Source organism: Bradyrhizobium sp. JR4.3, assembly GCF_040547695.1.
Taxonomy (GTDB): domain Bacteria; phylum Pseudomonadota; class Alphaproteobacteria; order Rhizobiales; family Xanthobacteraceae; genus Bradyrhizobium; species Bradyrhizobium canariense.
This window is the reverse complement of sequence record NZ_JBEPQF010000002.1, coordinates 421,693-438,235: the sequence shown is the minus strand read 5'-3', so window position 1 is coordinate 438,235 and position 16,543 is coordinate 421,693. Positions and strand designations below refer to the sequence as shown.

The following is a 16,543-nucleotide window of genomic DNA, read 5'->3' as shown; positions in this document are numbered from 1 at the left end:
TGAAAGACCCCGGCAGAAAAGGGTGGAGAAGGCGGCGGGATCGCCGCCTTCTCCGATCGTGCAATGGAGCGTCAGATCCGGATCAGGAGCCCGAACCGAGGCACTTGTTGGTCTTGGTGTTGAAGTTGCCGCACTTCTTGCCGACCCAGTCGCCGACCAGGTCCTTGGAGCCATCGAGCTCCTTCGACCAGGCGTCGCCTGCGACAAGACCCGGGGTCTTCCACACCACGTCGAACTGGCCGTTGGCTTTGATTTCGCCAATGAACACCGGCTTGGTGATGTGATGGTTCGGGAGCATCTTGGAGGTGCCGCCGGTCAGGTTCTTGGCTTCGATGCCCGGGAGCGCATCGATCACCTTGTCCGGATCGGTCGACTTCACCTTCTCGACCGCCTTGACCCACATGTCGAAGCCGATCACGTGCGCTTCCATCGGATCGTTGGTCACGCGCTTCGGATTCTTGGTGTAGGTCTGCCACGCCTTGATGAACTTCTCGTTCTCCGGCGATTTGATCGACTGGAAGTAGTTCCAGGCGGCGAGATGGCCGAGCAGCGGCTTGGTGTCGATGCCGGCGAGTTCTTCCTCACCCACCGAGAACGCGACGACCGGGATGTCCTTCGCCTTGATGCCCTGGTTGCCGAGCTCCTTGTAGAAGGGAACGTTGGCGTCGCCGTTGATGGTCGAGACCACCGCGGTCTTCTTGCCGGCCGAGCCGAACTTCTTGATGTCGGCCACGATCGTCTGCCAGTCGGAATGACCGAACGGCGTGTAGTTGATCATGATGTCTTCCTGGGCGACACCCTTGGACTTCAGATAGGCTTCCAGGATCTTGTTGGTGGTGCGGGGATAGACGTAGTCGGTGCCCGCGAGCACCCAGCGCTTCACCTTCTCGTCCTTCATCAGATAGTCGACGGCGGGGATCGCCTGCTGGTTCGGCGCGGCACCGGTGTAGAACACGTTGCGCTCGCTCTCCTCGCCCTCGTACTGCACGGGGTAGAACAGGATGCTGTTCAGCTCCTTGAACACCGGGAGCACCGACTTGCGCGACACCGAGGTCCAGCAGCCGAACACCACCGAGACCTTGTCCTTGGTGATCAGCTCGCGCGCCTTCTCGGCGAACAGCGGCCAGTTCGAAGCGGGATCGACGACGACGGCTTCGAGCTTCTTGCCGTTGACGCCGCCCTTCTTGTTCTGCTCGTCGATCAGGAAGAGGATGGTGTCCTTCAGCGTGGTTTCGCTGATGGCCATGGTGCCGGAGAGGGAGTGAAGCACGCCGACCTTGATGGTGTCGTCCGCGGCTTTCGCACCAGAAATGGAAGCCAGACCAAGCATCAGTCCGGCGGTCGCGGCGAGAACGCCACGGCGGCTAAATGGCGCCGCTATATCGTGAGTGGATTTGCTATGCATGAGTGTCTCATCTCCCTGACGCAGACGTGAAAAACGCTGCGAAACGGCCCCAACGGCCGCCTGCGATTAACGGATTCGCAAGAACCGTGCCATGGATTAGACACCAATTAAGCCATTGGCCTTGTTGCTAAAATGGACGGAAAACAAAGCCTCGCCATGACCGCGCCGCCTAAACACTGAGCAAATCGAATGTATGCGAATGTGGCAGGCGGGCTATTTTTTGAGCAAATTTGCCACTCTGGCTAAATTTCCGGCATAACTATTTCTGCACCGCGATCGCCATTTGGGGTGAGCCTGCCTTGAAAGCGCCGCCTCAATGTTCCATATGGAGGGCGAGGTCTCTTGCGAATCAGAGACCGTTGCGAGCCGCGTGTTCTTAAGCCCTTACGGGCGTCTGGCTTGCCCCATCCCATCAAGCCATCCGACACCCCAAACACGCAGGTGTCCCTCTCGACACCCTTTTGCGCGCGCCGCGCCGAATGCGCCGGGCGCCCGCTTTTGACATGGAAAGAACCCATCTTTTGACTTCGTTTCAGGATTTCGGCCTCGCCGAACCCATCGCTCGTGCTCTCACCGAAGAGAACTACGTCACCCCCACCCCGATCCAGGCCCAGACGATTCCGACCGCGCTGACCGGCCGCGACGTCGTCGGCATCGCCCAGACCGGAACCGGCAAGACCGCGTCCTTCGCGCTGCCGATCCTGCACCGCCTGCTCGAGAATCGCATCAAGCCGCAGCCGAAGACGACCCGCGTCCTGGTGCTGTCGCCGACCCGCGAGCTGTCCGGCCAGATCCTTGACAGCTTCAACGCCTATGGCCGCCACATCCGTTTGTCCTCGACACTCGCCATCGGCGGCGTGCCGATGGGCCGTCAGGTCCGCTCGCTGATGCAGGGCGTCGAGGTGCTGGTCGCCACCCCTGGCCGTTTGCTCGATCTCGTGCAGAGCAACGGACTGAAGCTTGGAAGCGTCGAATTCCTCGTGCTCGACGAGGCCGACCGCATGCTCGACATGGGCTTCATCAACGACATTCGCAAAATCGTTGCCAAGCTGCCGATCAAGCGGCAGACGCTGTTCTTCTCGGCCACCATGCCGAAGGACATCGCCGAGCTGGCCGACGCCATGCTGCGCGACCCCGCCCGCGTCGCGGTGACCCCGGTCTCCTCGACCGTGGAGCGCATCCAGCAGCGCATCATCCAGGTCGACTTCTCCGCGAAGCCGGCCTTACTAGCCAAGCTGCTGAAGGACGAGCCGGTCAACCGAGCCCTGGTCTTCACGCGCACCAAGCACGGCGCCGACAAGGTCGTAAAGACACTCGAGAAGGCGGGAATCCCCGCCAGCGCCATCCACGGTAACAAGTCGCAGAACCATCGCGAACGGACGCTAGCCCAGTTCCGCACCGGTGAAATCCGCACGCTGGTCGCCACCGATATCGCCGCTCGCGGCATCGACGTCGACGGCATCACCCACGTCATCAATTTCGACCTCCCCAACGTGCCCGAGACTTACGTGCACCGCATCGGCCGCACCGCGCGCGCCGGCGCCGAGGGCACCGCGATCTCGCTGGTCGCGGGCGGCGAGGAACTTGCCTATCTCCGCGACATCGAGCGGTTGATCAAAGTGACGCTGCCGCGCGAAGACCACCGCACCGACGCCGGCCGCCGCGATGCGGGTCCTCCCCCGTCCCAGCAACGTCAGGGCCGGCCCAGCCGCCCAGGCCAGCGTCCGCACGGCGCACGGCATGGCGACGGGCGGCGTGCCGACGAAAGGCATGCTGACGGTCGTCACCACAGTGCCGCCAAGCAGGGCGACGGAAGGCCCGGCGAGGGACGGCATGGCGACGCCAGGCGTGCTGACGCACGGCCCGGCAGTGGCTCGAAGGCTTCGAAGACTCCTCGTCGCGACCACACCGGAGGCAAGGCGCATTCTTCGCCAAACGGCCGTCCGGAACAGCGTTCCGCGCATAGCGCCGGGGCGTCTGATGGGATACAAGGCGTTGCCTTTTTGCGCCGCGAGAGTCGGCCGAACGGCCAACCGAACCGCAAACCCCATTCGCACTAGCCGTCCACGACCTGGAGAAATTCATGGCTAAGGAAGAGCTGATCCAGTTCGAAGGACTGGTCACCGAAATCCTCCCCGACGCGCGCTACCGCGTGCAGCTCGACGCCGGACACGAGATCGTCGCCTACACCGCCGGCAAGATGAAGAAGAACCGCATCAAGACTCTGGCGGGCGACCGCGTGACGGTGGAGATGTCGCCCTATGACCTCGAAAAGGGACGGCTGATTTTCCGCCACAAGGACGAACGTCCGAGCGGGATGGGCGGACCTCCGCGTCCCGGACAGCGCGGCGGCCAGTTCCGCCGCCGCTAGGGGCTCGGCGCGCGAGCGCGAACCTAAGATTCCGACCTGCATGCTGATCCGCCGTGACCATCACGGCGGATCAAAAAATCGTGCACGTCAGCATTGTTTTGGAGCTGTGTTTCCAATAAAATGAACTAATCGATTTTCGGCCGGACGACATTAGCATCCACCGGTACAGCCGGTTCAGACACGCTGACGACCCTTCCAAAAATTCGATCTAACCTGTCCGCGCAAGCGGGCTCTGACATTGTGTTATCTGAGAAGGGACTACCCCCATGAGCATGGGAACCGTGAAGTGGTTTAACGCGACCAAAGGCTTCGGCTTCATCCAGCCCGACGATGGCGGCCAGGACGTGTTCGTCCACATCAGCGCTGTGGAACGTGCGGGCCTCGGCACGCTGCGCGAAGGTCAGAAGATCTCCTACGAGATCGTGGCCGACCGCCGTTCCGGCAAGTCGGCAGCGGACAACCTTCGTTCCGCCGGTTGAGCCTACCGCTTACGGCCCCGATCGGCTCGAGCGAACAAATCAAAAGAAAAGGCCGGGCGCGATGCCCGGCCTTTTTTCTAGTTTAGGGGGCACGGCGACGGTACACCGTCGTAAGGAACGCAGGTGACCTGGCGCGGCCGCGTGTAGGAGACATCGCTCAGCGTGATGCCCGACTTCAGGACGAATTTGACGGAAGGCGTGTAGAGGTAACTCGCCTCGCTGTAAATGAGGTAGGTCTTCGCGATCAAGAGCGTTGGCGGAATCATCGAGGTGACCGTGGTATCAGGCGCCAGAGATGGAGGCGCGTCCGTCACCGTGGCCTGCGTCGCGCCGTTCGCAATGGTGGCGGACTTGCTCCATTTAATCGTGGCGACTTTGCTTGAGTCGATATAGATCTGGGCAACCGTACCGTTCACGAGCGTAGCGTCATACGGCATGATCATCGATATGCTTGCCGTGAACGTGTCCTGCATGGCCGGACCGTTGATCGCGATCGACTGCGACGTCAAGTCGGACAGCGTCCGTGCAATCATCGTAACTTTGCGATCGATCGCCACGGCCGATGAAAATTCGACGGTACCGAAGAACATCACCAGCATCAGCGGCACGATGACCGCGAATTCGGTCGCCGCGATCGCGCGCCTGTCGGCGACGAAGTCGCGGACGGAACTACTGGCATTTTTCCAGATATTTGCAATCGCCTGCATCGGTGGGCTCGGATCCATCTGTCTCAGAAGGGTTCATTCTTGAAGGCCGCAGTCGCAATCAGCAGCCGCTTGTTGCTGCAGCCCATGTTGAAGCCAAGGCCCGTGACGAAGAGCGGCCACTGATAGAACAGCCGCACCACGACGACCTGGTTGGCGGCCCCGGCACTGTACTGCACGCCGGTTGGATTGAAGCTGCAGGAATCGCCATAGTTGGTGAGGCTTAGCGCTCCGAACGAGCTTGTACTCACGACGTCGACGTAGAGCTTGGTGCAATCAAACAGCGCCGGGATCTGATTGCAGACGTAAGCCTTGAACGTCGTTTGCGAGCAGGGTGTGCTCACGCCGGACACCGCGCAGGCTGTTAGCGTGCCGGTTTGCGCCTGCCCGGTCAGCAACACGCGTGCAGAATTCTGCGCGGCACTCTCGAGCACCTGGCTCGCCAAGAACATCAACGCCGACTCGATGATGGCGAACAGCAATGCGAAAAACATCGGCGCGACGAGCGCGAACTCGACGGCTGCGGAGCCGCGGCGGCTGCCGCGAAACCGGCGCAACGTGGCGAGGAGCGTGAATCTCGTAGGTGCAGGCGAAGGCATCAAATTCCCCAGCAGCAGCAGCAATCATCTGCCATGTTCAATAGCGGAAACTGATTGTTTAAGTGTTCAGGCGATCCGCACCCGGCGGCCCGGGCCGTTAACGGCGGGTTAACCGCAAACGACCCAGGGCACGGAGACGAGGGCATGGGGCGGGGCATGGAGACGAGGACGCGGAGAGAGAAACTCGCGCGCGTGCGTCGGGCGAGGACGATCCTTGCCCCGGCAAACCCGCCAATCAAACTCGCTGGTTGGTCTTACTTGGTTAGTCTTGCTCAGTTCGTCTTGGTCAGTTCGTCTTGGCGCCCGCACCGGCATTGCCGCTGGCCGTGCTGCTCAACGAACCGGCCTGACTCATCGTGTTGTTGAAGTAGGTGTCGCTGTCGCCGAGCGTCACGCGACGCTGGCAAATCGGCATGCAGCTGTAGGACTCGCGGTCGATCCCGCGATAGACGGTGACGAGCCGATCGCTCGGACCTTCGACCTGGATCTGGCGATCGACCAGGATCTCGCCGCCCCGGTCGAGCGCGATGAAATTGGTGGCGCCATAGCCCTTTCCGGTCACGACGATCATGCCACCGGGCTGGAGTGTGACGTCGGCGATCATGGGATTGCCGACCACGATGGTCGCCACCTTGCCGGGCAACCGCACCAGCTTGGCCTGGTCGACATTCACGGCAATGGCATCTGCGGTCGGCTCGGCAATGACGACAGCCGGCGATGCCAGCACCGCGGCCGCAACCAGAAGACAGACGCGCGCACGACGGCGCAGCAATTGTTTACGCATACTCTTACCCCCGGGACGTCACAAACCGGCAGAAGCAATCACATAACAGCCGAGCCGGTGCCCGACCCGGCTAACCTGCCTTCAATTCGTGAACGTTCCGCAAACTCGCCGACTATTGTTTGAACGGACTGGCGTTTCGCGGCCCTCGAGAACCTAGCGGCGGAACGGATAGGCAAGCTGCCCTCCGATTTCCTTCGGCATGGTGGCTTCATCCTTGCCGTAATCCTGCGGCAGTTGCCCCTCGGGCATGCGGAAAGTGCCGAACAGCACATCCCAGATCGGGAACGTGCCGGCAAAATTGGTGTCGCCGCCCTCTGCTAGCGAGGTGTGGTGCCAGCGGTGGAACACCGGCGTCGCCAGCACATGTTTGAACGGCCCGAAGGTCCAGTTCAGGTTGGCGTGCACGAAGGCCGAATGGAAGGTCGTGAACGGGGCGAGCCAGACCATGGCGTTCGGCGAAATGCCGGCCATCAGCAGCACGACGTCGACCGCGATCGTACCAAGCACGAGATTGACCGGATGGAAGCGGGCCGCAGAAATCCAGCTTATCTCCTCCGAAGAGTGATGGATCGCGTGGTACTTCCAGAACCCGCCGCCGTGGAACAGCCGGTGCAGCCAGTACAGCATGAAATCGGACAGCACCAGGAACAGCATGGCCTGGACCCAGAGCGGCAATAGCGCCAGCGGGCCGTGGCCATTGTCGTAGAAGGCGATGAGCTCGTCGGCATCATGGATGTTGAAGACGAAGCTCGCACCGACGATCAGAAGGCCGATCCGCATGACGCGTGCGAACACCGGAACGACAAACCAGTAGCAGATGTCCGTGACGATCTCCCGCTTGCGCCACCAGGGCACGCCGGGATTGCAGGCCCAGACATGCTCGAGCACGGTGAAGACCACCGCGAGCGCGAAGGTCGTGGGGATCACCTTCGCGATGGTCTCGCCGAGCATCAGGGCGATTTCCATGGGCAGGCTCGACATCGTCGCCTCTCTTGCGAATTGCTGGTCCTACCTACGCGTACTCCCCTAAATTTAAGGGACGGTGAAGCCGGTGCCGCGCTTGCTGCGCATTCGGAACCGGAACGAATTGCAGATGGCGGCCTTAAGGCGAAATTCACTCTGGCCAGCGGCAAGCGCGTTTGCCCGATCTAATTAACTCTCCCGAAAGAGCTCGGATCTCATGGTCATTGCGTCAAGCACAACGCCGAACGAGGCGATCCCACCCCAGATGGAGTTTTGTTCATGAAGAACCTCATTGCGCGTTTCGCGAAAGATGAATCCGGCGCCACCGCCATCGAATACGGTCTGATCGCTGCCGGCATCGCGCTGGCCATCATCACCGTCGTCAACAATCTCGGCACCACGCTCAACGCCAAGTTCACCTCGATCAGCAGCTCGCTGAAGTAAGCGATCGACGAACGACGGCAAAAGCCCCGGGCCTCCGGGGCTTTGTGTTTCAGACGGCGAGTTCCAGTGGCGTTGAGCAAGTACAGAACCGATGCCGCGGTCGCGGCAAATGCGGCGGAGGCCACGCAGACCGGCTCGCCGGTCTACTGGGTCTGCCTTGCCCTGCTGCTTGCGACCGTCGCGCTCGCCGCACGCATCGCCTCCCTTTGGTGAGCACGCCTTCGGCTGGTTCCACCCCTCGAGCCGCTGCCGCCGTTTTCGGTTTGTTTAGCACTGCCGGCTAGAATCCGGCGACGCCAGCTCCGCGGCGAACCCAGGCCTCAAGACGCAGCCCATGATCCTCGACCTTGCGCGCCTTCTGCTCTTCCCGGCCCTGATGGCGTTTGCCGCCGCAAGCGACCTCTTCACGATGACGATCTCCAACCGCGTATCGCTGGCGCTGGTCGCCGGCTTTTTCGCGCTCGCTCTCGCCGGTGGCATGGCACCTTACGAGATGCTGAGCCATGTCGGCTCAGGCACGCTTGTCCTGGTCGTGGCCTTCACCTGTTTTGCGATGGGTTGGGTCGGCGGCGGCGATGCCAAGGTCGCGGCCTCCGTCGCACTTTGGTTCGGTTTCGCACAGCTGATGAACTTCCTGCTCTACGCCTCGCTGTTCGGCGGGGCGCTGACGCTGCTCCTGCTCCAGTTCCGGCAGTGGCCGCTGCCTTACGGGCTCGCCGGCCAAGCCTGGCTCGCGCGGCTGCACGCCAAGGAGAGCGGCATTCCCTATGGCATCGCGCTCGCACTGAGCGCGCTGATGGTCTACCCGGAGACCGAATGGGTGAAGGCGATCGATCTCGCTCACCTCGCATTGCGCTGAACGCATCGGGTAAACCCGGCGTTAAGGCGATTTAGATACGCCTCATTAACCATGCTTTGACGAATAGCTGGTCAACTGCCGATTACGGCGGCGTCAGCGTCGCGGCGTTTGGTGGAAAGTGAAGCGTATGAATAGGGCACGCATTGTCGTCCTGACGGTCGCCATCTGCGCCGGCGGTGTCGCCGCGTATCTGGCGAGCGGCTCGGACAATTCTGCGCCGCCTCCGGCTCCGGTCGCGCAGCTTCCCACCGTCGACGTCCTGGTCGCCAAGAACGACATCGGCCTCGGCCAGACCGTCAAGCCGGAAGACGTGCAATGGCAGACCTGGCCGTCCGCGACCGCCAGCGCCACCTTCATTCGCCGCAACGAGCGCCCCGAGGGCGTAACCCAGGTCACCGGCTCGATCGCACGATCCCCCTTCATCCAGGGTGAGCCGATCCGCGACCAGAAGCTGGTCAAGGCGGAAGGCTCCGGCTTCATGGCGGCAATCCTGCCCACCGGCATGCGGGCGATCTCGACCGAGATCTCGCCGGAAACCGGCGCGGGCGGCTTCATCCTCCCCAACGACCGCGTCGACGTGCTTCTGACGCGCCGTCTCAAGAACCCGGACCAGAGCAGCGGCGCTCCCGATGTGGTCACGTCCGAGATCATCCTGGCCAATATCCGCGTCCTGGCCATCGACCAGGCGCCGAAGGAGAAGGACGGGCAGAACGCGGTGGTCGGCAAGACCGTCACCCTCGAGCTCAATCCTGCGCAGACTGCGACGCTCTCCTCGGCACGCCAGAGCGGCACGCTGTCGCTGGCGTTGCGCAGCATCGTCGACGTCAAGCTGAGCGAGATCACGCTCGATGATTCCGCGCAGAAGCGCGACGGCGTTTCGATCATTCGGTACGGTATCCCAAGCTCGACGGCGAAGGCACGATGAGGACTGTCGACATGAAATGCAGGGCGAATTTGGCGACGATGCGAACCTCTGTGGTCCGCGCCCTGTCGTTTTCGGCCGCCGTCGCGCTCGCGCTCAACCCGGTGCTGACCCCTGTGGTCGCCGCCGACTATCGCCCTGTGGCGCAGGCTGCGGCCGACGGTCAGATGAACGCGCGATTCCTCTCGCTCGGCATCGGCAAGTCGATCGTGATCGACCTTCCGCGTGACATCAAGGACGTGCTCGTCGCCGATCCCAAGATCGCCAATGCGGTCGTCCGCTCGGCGCAGCGCGCCTACATCATCGGCGCCTCGATCGGCCAGACCAACATCGTGTTCTTCGATTCAGCCGGCCAGCAGATTGCGGCCTATGACATCGCGGTCAAGCGCGACCTCAACGGCGTGCGGGCCGCGCTGAAGCAGGTCCTGCCGAACTCAGACATCCAGGTCGACGGGCTAGGCGACGGCATCATCCTGACCGGTTCGGCCGCGAATCCAGTCGAGGCCCAGCAGGCCAACGACCTCGCTGCGCGCCTCGCCGGCGGTCCCGAGAAGGTCGTGAACTCGATCGTGGTCCGCGGCCGCGACCAGGTCATGCTCAAGGTGACCGTCGCCGAAGTGCAGCGCAGCATCATCAAGCAGCTCGGAATCGACCTCACCGCCAACCTCAGCTACGGCACCTCGGTCGTCACCTTCAGCAACTCCAATCCGTTCACGGCTCTCGGCCATAACCTCGTCGACAGTAACAACCTGACCACCAAATTCGGCGGGGCGCCGTCGGTGCAGGCCACCCTGCGAGCGATGGAAACCGCGGGCGTGATCCGGACGCTGGCCGAACCGAACCTGACCGCGATCTCCGGTGAATCGGCAACATTCATCGCCGGCGGTGAATTCCCGGTGCCCGCCGGCTACGCGTGCGACCCCACCACGCACGTTTGTACCACCCAAATCAGCTTCAAGAAGTTCGGCATCTCGCTCAACTTCACCCCCGTCGTTCTCACCGAGGGCAAGATCAGCCTGCGGGTGATGACCGAGGTCTCTGAGCTCTCGAACGAGAACGCGATCACGCTGTCCCAAGCCGTGACCTCGACCTCGGTCAACTCGCTTACGGTGCCCTCGATCAAGACCCGCCGCGCAGAAACCTCGCTGGAAATTCCCTCCGGCGGCGCGATGGCGATGGCCGGCCTGATCCAGCAGCAGACCAAGCAGGCGGTCAGCGGACTGCCGGGTCTGATGCAGCTCCCGGTCCTCGGCACGCTGTTCCGCAGCCGCGACTTCGTCAACAACGCGACCGAGCTGGTCGTGATCGTGACGCCCTATATCGTTCGCGCAGTTGCGCAAAAGGATCTGTCGCGGCCGGATGATGGCTTCTCCGCGCCTGCGGATCCGCAGGCCGAACTGCTCGGCAACATCAACCGCATCTACGGCGTGCCCGGCCGGAGCGAACCGGCCAAGAACTACCGTGGCACCTACGGCTTCATCACCGACTGAGGCGGAACGGGGACTTCATGAAGATCACTAGACCACCCCAGATTCGCAGGCGCGCCATCCACCTGGGCGGCGCGCTCGTCGGCATGGCGCTCGCCCTTGGCGGCTGCCAGCATGACGAAGCGGTCACAGCCTCCATTCCCGACGACTACAAGCAGCGCCATCCGATCGCGATCGAGGAGCAGAATCGCTCCATCGTCGTCTTCGTCGGCCATGCCCGCGGCGGCTTGACTGCGGCCCAGCGCGCCGACGTGATGGGCGTTGCGTCGGCCTGGATGCACGAAGGCACCGGCGCGATCCGGATCGACGTACCGTCCGGCACGCCCAATACGCGTCCGGTCGCGGACACCATGCGTGAAATCCAGGCGATCCTGTCGGCGGCGGGCGTTCCGCCGCGCGGCGTCAGCGCCCGCTCTTACCAACCGGAAGACAAGCGCTTCCTGCCGCCGATCCGGCTCACCTATTCCAAGATCGCCGCGGTCGCGGGCCCCTGCGGCCTGTGGCCGGAAGACGTCGGCCCTTCGATGAAGAACAAGAGCTGGTTCGAGAACAAGGACTATTACAATTACGGCTGCGCCTATCAGCGCAACCTCGCGGCGATGGTCGACAATCCGTCGGATCTCGAGCAGCCGCGGCCCGAAACGCCGTCCTACACGCCGCGGCGGACCGCCGCGTTCGAGAAGTATCGCAAGGGAATGCCGACGGCGGTCGCCTATCCCGAGGCCGACAAGGCCAAACTCAGCGACACCGGCAGATGATCAGCTACGCTCGCCAGCCCCAAGAAGAACAGTCCGATGCATCGCTCCCGCCGGTCGAGGAGCATATTGCGCCGGCGCCCCGCGTTTCCGTCCAGGCTTTCTGCGAGACCGTGGAAACGGCGGCCGCCGTGCAGTCGGCCGGCGAAGATCGCCGTCTCGGCAAGGCCCATCTGAAGATCCAGATGGGCGGTATGGCGGCTGCGGTGGAAGCCTACCGCTCGGCACCCACGCCGAACGTGATCGTGCTCGAAAGCGACGGCCGCAACGACCTGCTGGGCGGGCTCGACCATCTCGCGACCGTCTGCGACGCCGGCACCCGCGTGGTCGTGATCGGCCGCATCAACGACGTCACGCTCTACCGCGAGCTGGTGCGCCGCGGCGTCAGCGACTACGTGCTCGCGCCGGTCGGCGCGATCGACGTCGTGCGCTCAATCTGCAACCTGTTCTCGGCGCCGGAAGCCAAGGCCGTCGGCCGCATCATCGCGGTGGTTGGCGCCAAGGGCGGCGTCGGCGCGTCAACTATCTCCCACAATGTCGCCTGGGCGATCGCCCGCGATCTCGCGATGGACGCGGTAGTCGCCGACCTCGACCTCGCCTTCGGCACGGCCGGGCTCGACTATAACCAGGATCCGCCGCAGGGCATTGCCGACGCCGTGTTCTCGCCCGATCGCGTCGACACCGCCTTCATCGACCGCCTGCTGTCGAAATGCACCGACCACCTCAGCCTGCTGGCGGCGCCGGCGACGCTCGACCGGGTCTATGATTTCGGCGCCGACGCTTTCGATGCCGTGTTCGACACGCTGCGCTCCACCATGCCCTGCATCGTGCTCGACGTTCCGCACCAATGGTCGGGCTGGACCAAACGCGCCCTGATCGGAGCGGACGACATCCTGATCGTGGCGGCGCCCGACCTCGCCAATTTGCGCAACACCAAGAACATGTTCGACCTCCTGAAAGCCGCGCGCCCCAACGACCGGCCGCCGCTCTACTGCCTGAACCAGGTCGGCGTGCCGAAACGGCCCGAAATCGCCGCGGCGGAGTTCGCCAAGGCGATCGAGAGCCAGCCCGTCGTCTCGATCCCGTTCGAGCCGCAGATCTTCGGCTCGGCGGCCAATAACGGCCAGATGATCGCGGAAATCTCGGCCAACCATAAGTCGATCGAGATGTTCCTTCAGATCGCCCAGCGCCTGACCGGCCGCAGCGAAACGAAGAAGCAAAAATCGTCCCTGCTTTCACCCCTGATTGACAAGTTGCGGGGAAAATAGGTCGCCGCATGGAGTTTTTAAGTGTTCGGTAAGCGTAGCGGAACAGACGCCGACGCCCGGGCCCCGAAGCCCGGTGCCGTGTCGCCAGAGCCTGCCCAGGCTCCGGCGCCCGCCGTGTCGCGCTTGCCGCAGCCGACAGTCTCGTCGCCGCCGCTCGCCCCGGCGAAGCCTGCGCCGACCATGGAAGCCCGCCGCTCGGACAATTATTACGAGGTCAAGGCGACCATCTTCGGCGCGCTGATCGAAGCCATCGACCTCGCCCAGCTCGCCAAGCTCGATTCGGAGTCCGCGCGCGAGGAAATCCGGGACATCGTCAACGAGATCATCGCGATCAAGAACATCGTGATGTCGATCGCCGAGCAGGAAGAGCTGCTCGACGACATCTGCAACGACGTCCTCGGCTACGGTCCGCTGGAGCCGCTGTTGTCGCGCGACGACATCGCCGACATCATGGTCAACGGCGCCGACACCGTCTACATCGAGGTCGCCGGCAAGATCCAACGCACCGGTATCCGCTTCCGCGACAATCAGCAGCTCCTCAACATCTGCCAGCGTATCGTCAGCCAGGTCGGCCGGCGCGTCGACGAATCCTCGCCGATCTGCGACGCGCGCCTGGCCGACGGCTCCCGCGTCAACGCCATCGTGCCCCCGCTGTCGATCGACGGCCCCACGCTCACCATCCGCAAGTTCAAGAAGGACAAGCTGACGCTCGATCAGCTCGTCAAGTTCGGCGCAATCTCGCCGGAAGGCGCGGAAATCCTCCAGATCATCGGCCGCGTCCGCTGCAACGTGCTGATCTCCGGCGGTACCGGCTCGGGCAAGACCACGTTGCTCAACTGCCTGACCAACTACATCGAGCACGACGAGCGCGTCATCACCTGCGAAGACGCCGCCGAACTCCAGCTCCAGCAGCCGCACGTAGTGCGACTGGAAACCCGCCCGCCCAACATCGAGGGCGAAGGCCAGGTCACCATGCGCGAACTGGTGCGCAACTGCTTGCGTATGCGTCCCGAGCGCATCATCGTCGGCGAAGTCCGCGGACCCGAGGCGTTCGACCTGCTCCAGGCCATGAACACCGGCCATGACGGCTCGATGGGCACGCTGCACGCCAACAATCCGCGCGAGGCGCTATCGCGCTGCGAATCCATGATCACGATGGGCGGCTTCTCCCTGCCTTCACGCACCATCCGCGAGATGATCTGCGCCTCGATCGACGTCATCGTCCAGGCAGCGCGGCTGCGCGACGGTTCGCGCCGCATTACCCACATCACCGAAGTGATGGGCATGGAAGGCGACACCATCATCACCCAGGACGTCTTCCTCTACGACATGGTCGGCGAGGACGCCAACGGCAAGATCATTGGCCGGCACCGGTCGACCGGAATCGGCCGCCCGAAATTCTGGGAACGCGCCCGCTATTACGGCGAAGAGAAGCGCCTTGCCGCGGCGCTCGACGCCGCGGAAGTGGCGCCGCCGACGTGAGCAGGTCAGCACAGCCATGAACATGCAAGTCCTTGCCCTCGCCTTCCTTGCCACCGCGACCGTCGGCGGCCTGGCCTGGGTCTTCCTTTATCCGATGCTGTCCGGGGAACGGAAGGCCGAGAGCCGCCGCGCCTCGATCTCGCGCGCCGAGGCGCCCACGGCCCGCGCCGCCGAGAAGACGCAGCGCTCGCGCCGCGAGCAGGTCGAAACCTCGCTCAAGGATCTCGAGGCGCGGCGCCAGCAGGAGAAGAGCGTATCGCTCAGTGTTCGCCTGTCGCAGGCCGGCCTCGACTGGACGCCGCAGAAATTCTGGATCGCATCCGCCGTCGTGGCGGGCGTGCTGTTCGCAGTCGCCTTGTTCATCGGCGGCGGCCTGCTCGGTGCCGCCGGCTTCGCTTTTGCCGGAGGGCTCGGTCTGCCCCGCTGGGCGCTCGGCTTCCTGAAGAAGCGCCGCGAAAACAAGTTCCTGGCCGCCTTGCCCGATGCCGTCGACGTCATCGTCCGCGGCATCAAGGCGGGCCTGCCGCTGTTCGAATCGATCAAGGTGGTCGCCGCCGACGCGCCAGAGCCGCTACGCTCCGAGTTTCTGTCCATCATCGAGACGCAGGCGATCGGCATGCCGCTCGGCGAGGCCTGCACGCGACTCTACGATCGCATGCCGCTGCCCGAGGCCAATTTCTTCGGCATCGTCATCTCGATCCAGCAGAAATCGGGCGGCAACCTCTCCGAAGCGCTCGGCAACCTCTCCAAGGTGCTACGCGACCGCAAGAAGATGAAAGAGAAGATCCAGGCGATGTCGATGGAAGCCAAGGCCTCGGCCGGCATCATCGGCTCGCTGCCGCCGATCGTGATGTTTCTCGTCTACCTCACGACGCCGGGATACATCTCGATGCTTTGGACTCATCCCACCGGCCAGCTCATGCTGGTCGGCTGCGTCGTCTGGATGTCGATCGGCATCATGGTGATGAAGAAGATGATCAATTTCGACTTCTGATGGTGCCTTATGGTAGAGTTCCTCGTTGCGAAACTTCACGACGTTCACTTCATGACGATGCTGCTGGCGGCCATCGCCGCCAGCGCCACCGTCTATACGCTGGTGATGCCGCTGTTCGCCGGCGAGGGCCTTTCCAAGCGCATGAAGGCGGTTGCGAACGAACGTGAGCGCATCCGGCAGCGCGAGCGCGAGCGCCTCCACAAGAGTGAAAAAGTCTCGCTGCGACAGACGCCGAAGCAGCTCGTCTCGAAGGTCGTCGACGACTTCAACCTGACCAAATGGCTCGCGCAGGAAGCTGCGCGGGACAAGCTCATCATGGCGGGCTATCGAGGCCAGGCGCCCTACATCACCTTCCTGTTCGCCCGCCTGGTTGCCCCGATCGTGCTATTCGTCGGTTCGGTCATCTACGTGTTCCTGATCGCGCACATGCAGCAGTCGTTGCCGATCAAGATCGGCATCTGCGTCGGTGCGGCCTATCTCGGACTTCAGGCGCCAATGCTGTTCCTCAGGAACGCGATCTCCAAGCGCCAGCTCTCTATCAAGCGCGCCTTTCCCGATGCGCTCGACCTGCTCCTGATCTGCATCGAATCCGGCATGTCGGTCGAGATGGCGTTCCGGAAGGTCGCGGTCGAAATCGTGAGCCAGTCGATCGCGCTGTCCGAGGAGTTCACCCTGACCACGGCCGAGCTATCCTATTTGCAGGATCGCAAGGTCGCCTACGAGAACCTCGCGCGGCGCACCGGGCTCGAGGGCGTCAAGTCGGTATGTCTCGCGCTCCAGCAGGCCGAGCGTTACGGCACCCCGCTCGGTCAATCCTTGCGGGTGATGGCGCAGGAAAATCGCGACATGCGCATGAACGAAGCCGAGAAAAAGGCCGCAGCACTGCCGCCGAAGCTGACGGTACCGATGATTCTGTTCTTCCTGCCGGTGCTGTTCGTCGTCATCCTCGGGCCGACGGGGATCAAGGTCACCGAGATGCAATGACGTTAGACGCGGACCGCGCACGGTCCGCGGGCGCCTTCAAGAT

Annotated in this window: 18 protein-coding genes; 13 read left to right on the top strand and 5 right to left on the bottom strand. The window is 63.3% G+C overall.

Features of this window, described 5'->3' with window-relative positions; translation table 11 throughout:
* Positions 1-82: 82 nt before the first annotated feature.
* A complete protein-coding gene (gene urtA / locus ABIB91_RS05345) occupies positions 83-1,405 on the bottom strand; it encodes an urea ABC transporter substrate-binding protein (RefSeq protein ID WP_007599797.1) in 1,323 nt (440 codons plus the stop codon).
* 479 nt (positions 1,406-1,884) lie between these two features.
* On the opposite strand from urtA, the gene ABIB91_RS05340 reads away from it, so the two are divergent.
* The 3 genes from ABIB91_RS05340 to ABIB91_RS05330 all read left to right on the top strand — a co-directional run bounded on the left by ABIB91_RS05340 (position 1,885) and on the right by ABIB91_RS05330 (position 4,255).
* A complete protein-coding gene (locus ABIB91_RS05340) occupies positions 1,885-3,465 on the top strand; it encodes a DEAD/DEAH box helicase (protein WP_354159450.1) in 1,581 nt (526 codons plus the stop codon).
* A 23-nt stretch (positions 3,466-3,488) separates the two neighbouring features.
* Complete coding sequence (infA, locus tag ABIB91_RS05335) at positions 3,489-3,776, top strand: translation initiation factor IF-1 (protein ID WP_007599789.1); 288 nt, start codon at positions 3,489-3,491, stop codon at positions 3,774-3,776.
* Positions 3,777-4,042: 266 nt separating this feature from the next.
* Positions 4,043-4,255 carry a cold-shock protein gene (locus ABIB91_RS05330; RefSeq protein WP_007599788.1) on the top strand — a complete coding sequence of 71 codons (213 nt, stop codon included), beginning with the start codon at positions 4,043-4,045 and terminating at the stop codon, positions 4,253-4,255.
* Positions 4,256-4,332: 77 nt separating this feature from the next.
* Here the strand turns inward: ABIB91_RS05330 and ABIB91_RS05325 are convergent, their stop codons facing one another.
* From ABIB91_RS05325 to ABIB91_RS05310, 4 genes are all read right to left on the bottom strand, one after another.
* On the bottom strand, positions 4,333-4,962 hold the full coding sequence (locus tag ABIB91_RS05325; protein WP_354159452.1) for a TadE/TadG family type IV pilus assembly protein: 630 nt from the start codon (positions 4,960-4,962) through the stop codon (positions 4,333-4,335).
* Between the two features lie 23 nt (positions 4,963-4,985).
* Positions 4,986-5,558, bottom strand: coding sequence for a TadE/TadG family type IV pilus assembly protein (locus ABIB91_RS05320; RefSeq protein WP_007599786.1), 573 nt, complete (start codon positions 5,556-5,558; stop codon positions 4,986-4,988).
* A 286-nt stretch (positions 5,559-5,844) separates the two neighbouring features.
* Positions 5,845-6,342: a pilus assembly protein N-terminal domain-containing protein gene (locus ABIB91_RS05315; RefSeq protein ID WP_007599785.1), complete on the bottom strand. Its 498-nt coding sequence runs from the start codon at positions 6,340-6,342 to the stop codon at positions 5,845-5,847.
* Between the two features lie 153 nt (positions 6,343-6,495).
* Positions 6,496-7,323 carry a sterol desaturase family protein gene (locus ABIB91_RS05310; RefSeq protein WP_354159455.1) on the bottom strand — a complete coding sequence of 276 codons (828 nt, stop codon included), beginning with the start codon at positions 7,321-7,323 and terminating at the stop codon, positions 6,496-6,498.
* A gap of 261 nt (positions 7,324-7,584) precedes the next feature.
* On the opposite strand from ABIB91_RS05310, the gene ABIB91_RS05305 reads away from it, so the two are divergent.
* The 10 genes from ABIB91_RS05305 (at position 7,585) to ABIB91_RS05260 (ending at position 16,500) form a co-directional block, all read left to right on the top strand.
* Positions 7,585-7,749 carry a Flp family type IVb pilin gene (locus tag ABIB91_RS05305; protein WP_007599783.1) on the top strand — a complete coding sequence of 55 codons (165 nt, stop codon included), beginning with the start codon at positions 7,585-7,587 and terminating at the stop codon, positions 7,747-7,749.
* Positions 7,750-7,821: 72 nt separating this feature from the next.
* Positions 7,822-7,962: a hypothetical protein gene (locus ABIB91_RS05300; RefSeq protein ID WP_198288341.1), complete on the top strand. Its 141-nt coding sequence runs from the start codon at positions 7,822-7,824 to the stop codon at positions 7,960-7,962.
* A gap of 121 nt (positions 7,963-8,083) precedes the next feature.
* Positions 8,084-8,608 (top strand): A24 family peptidase, encoded by a 525-nt coding sequence (locus ABIB91_RS05295; protein WP_007599781.1) that lies wholly within the window; start codon positions 8,084-8,086, stop codon positions 8,606-8,608.
* Positions 8,609-8,735: 127 nt separating this feature from the next.
* Positions 8,736-9,533, top strand: a complete 798-nt coding sequence (cpaB, locus tag ABIB91_RS05290; RefSeq protein WP_219682905.1) for a Flp pilus assembly protein CpaB — start codon at positions 8,736-8,738, stop codon at positions 9,531-9,533.
* A gap of 11 nt (positions 9,534-9,544) precedes the next feature.
* Entirely contained in the window at positions 9,545-11,020 is a 1,476-nt protein-coding gene (locus ABIB91_RS05285) for a type II and III secretion system protein family protein (protein WP_354159979.1), read from the top strand.
* A gap of 17 nt (positions 11,021-11,037) precedes the next feature.
* Positions 11,038-11,775, top strand: coding sequence for a CpaD family pilus assembly protein (locus ABIB91_RS05280; protein ID WP_354159457.1), 738 nt, complete (start codon positions 11,038-11,040; stop codon positions 11,773-11,775).
* On the top strand, positions 11,772-13,040 hold the full coding sequence (locus ABIB91_RS05275; protein WP_354159459.1) for a CpaE/TadZ family protein: 1,269 nt from the start codon (positions 11,772-11,774) through the stop codon (positions 13,038-13,040). Before ABIB91_RS05280 ends, ABIB91_RS05275 begins: the two co-directional genes overlap by 4 nt.
* Positions 13,041-13,061: 21 nt before the next feature.
* Positions 13,062-14,522: a TadA family conjugal transfer-associated ATPase gene (locus ABIB91_RS05270; RefSeq protein ID WP_354159461.1), complete on the top strand. Its 1,461-nt coding sequence runs from the start codon at positions 13,062-13,064 to the stop codon at positions 14,520-14,522.
* A gap of 16 nt (positions 14,523-14,538) precedes the next feature.
* Complete coding sequence (locus tag ABIB91_RS05265) at positions 14,539-15,516, top strand: type II secretion system F family protein (RefSeq protein ID WP_219682907.1); 978 nt, start codon at positions 14,539-14,541, stop codon at positions 15,514-15,516.
* Between the two features lie 9 nt (positions 15,517-15,525).
* Positions 15,526-16,500, top strand: coding sequence for a type II secretion system F family protein (locus ABIB91_RS05260; RefSeq protein WP_007599767.1), 975 nt, complete (start codon positions 15,526-15,528; stop codon positions 16,498-16,500).
* Positions 16,501-16,543: the final 43 nt, after the last annotated feature.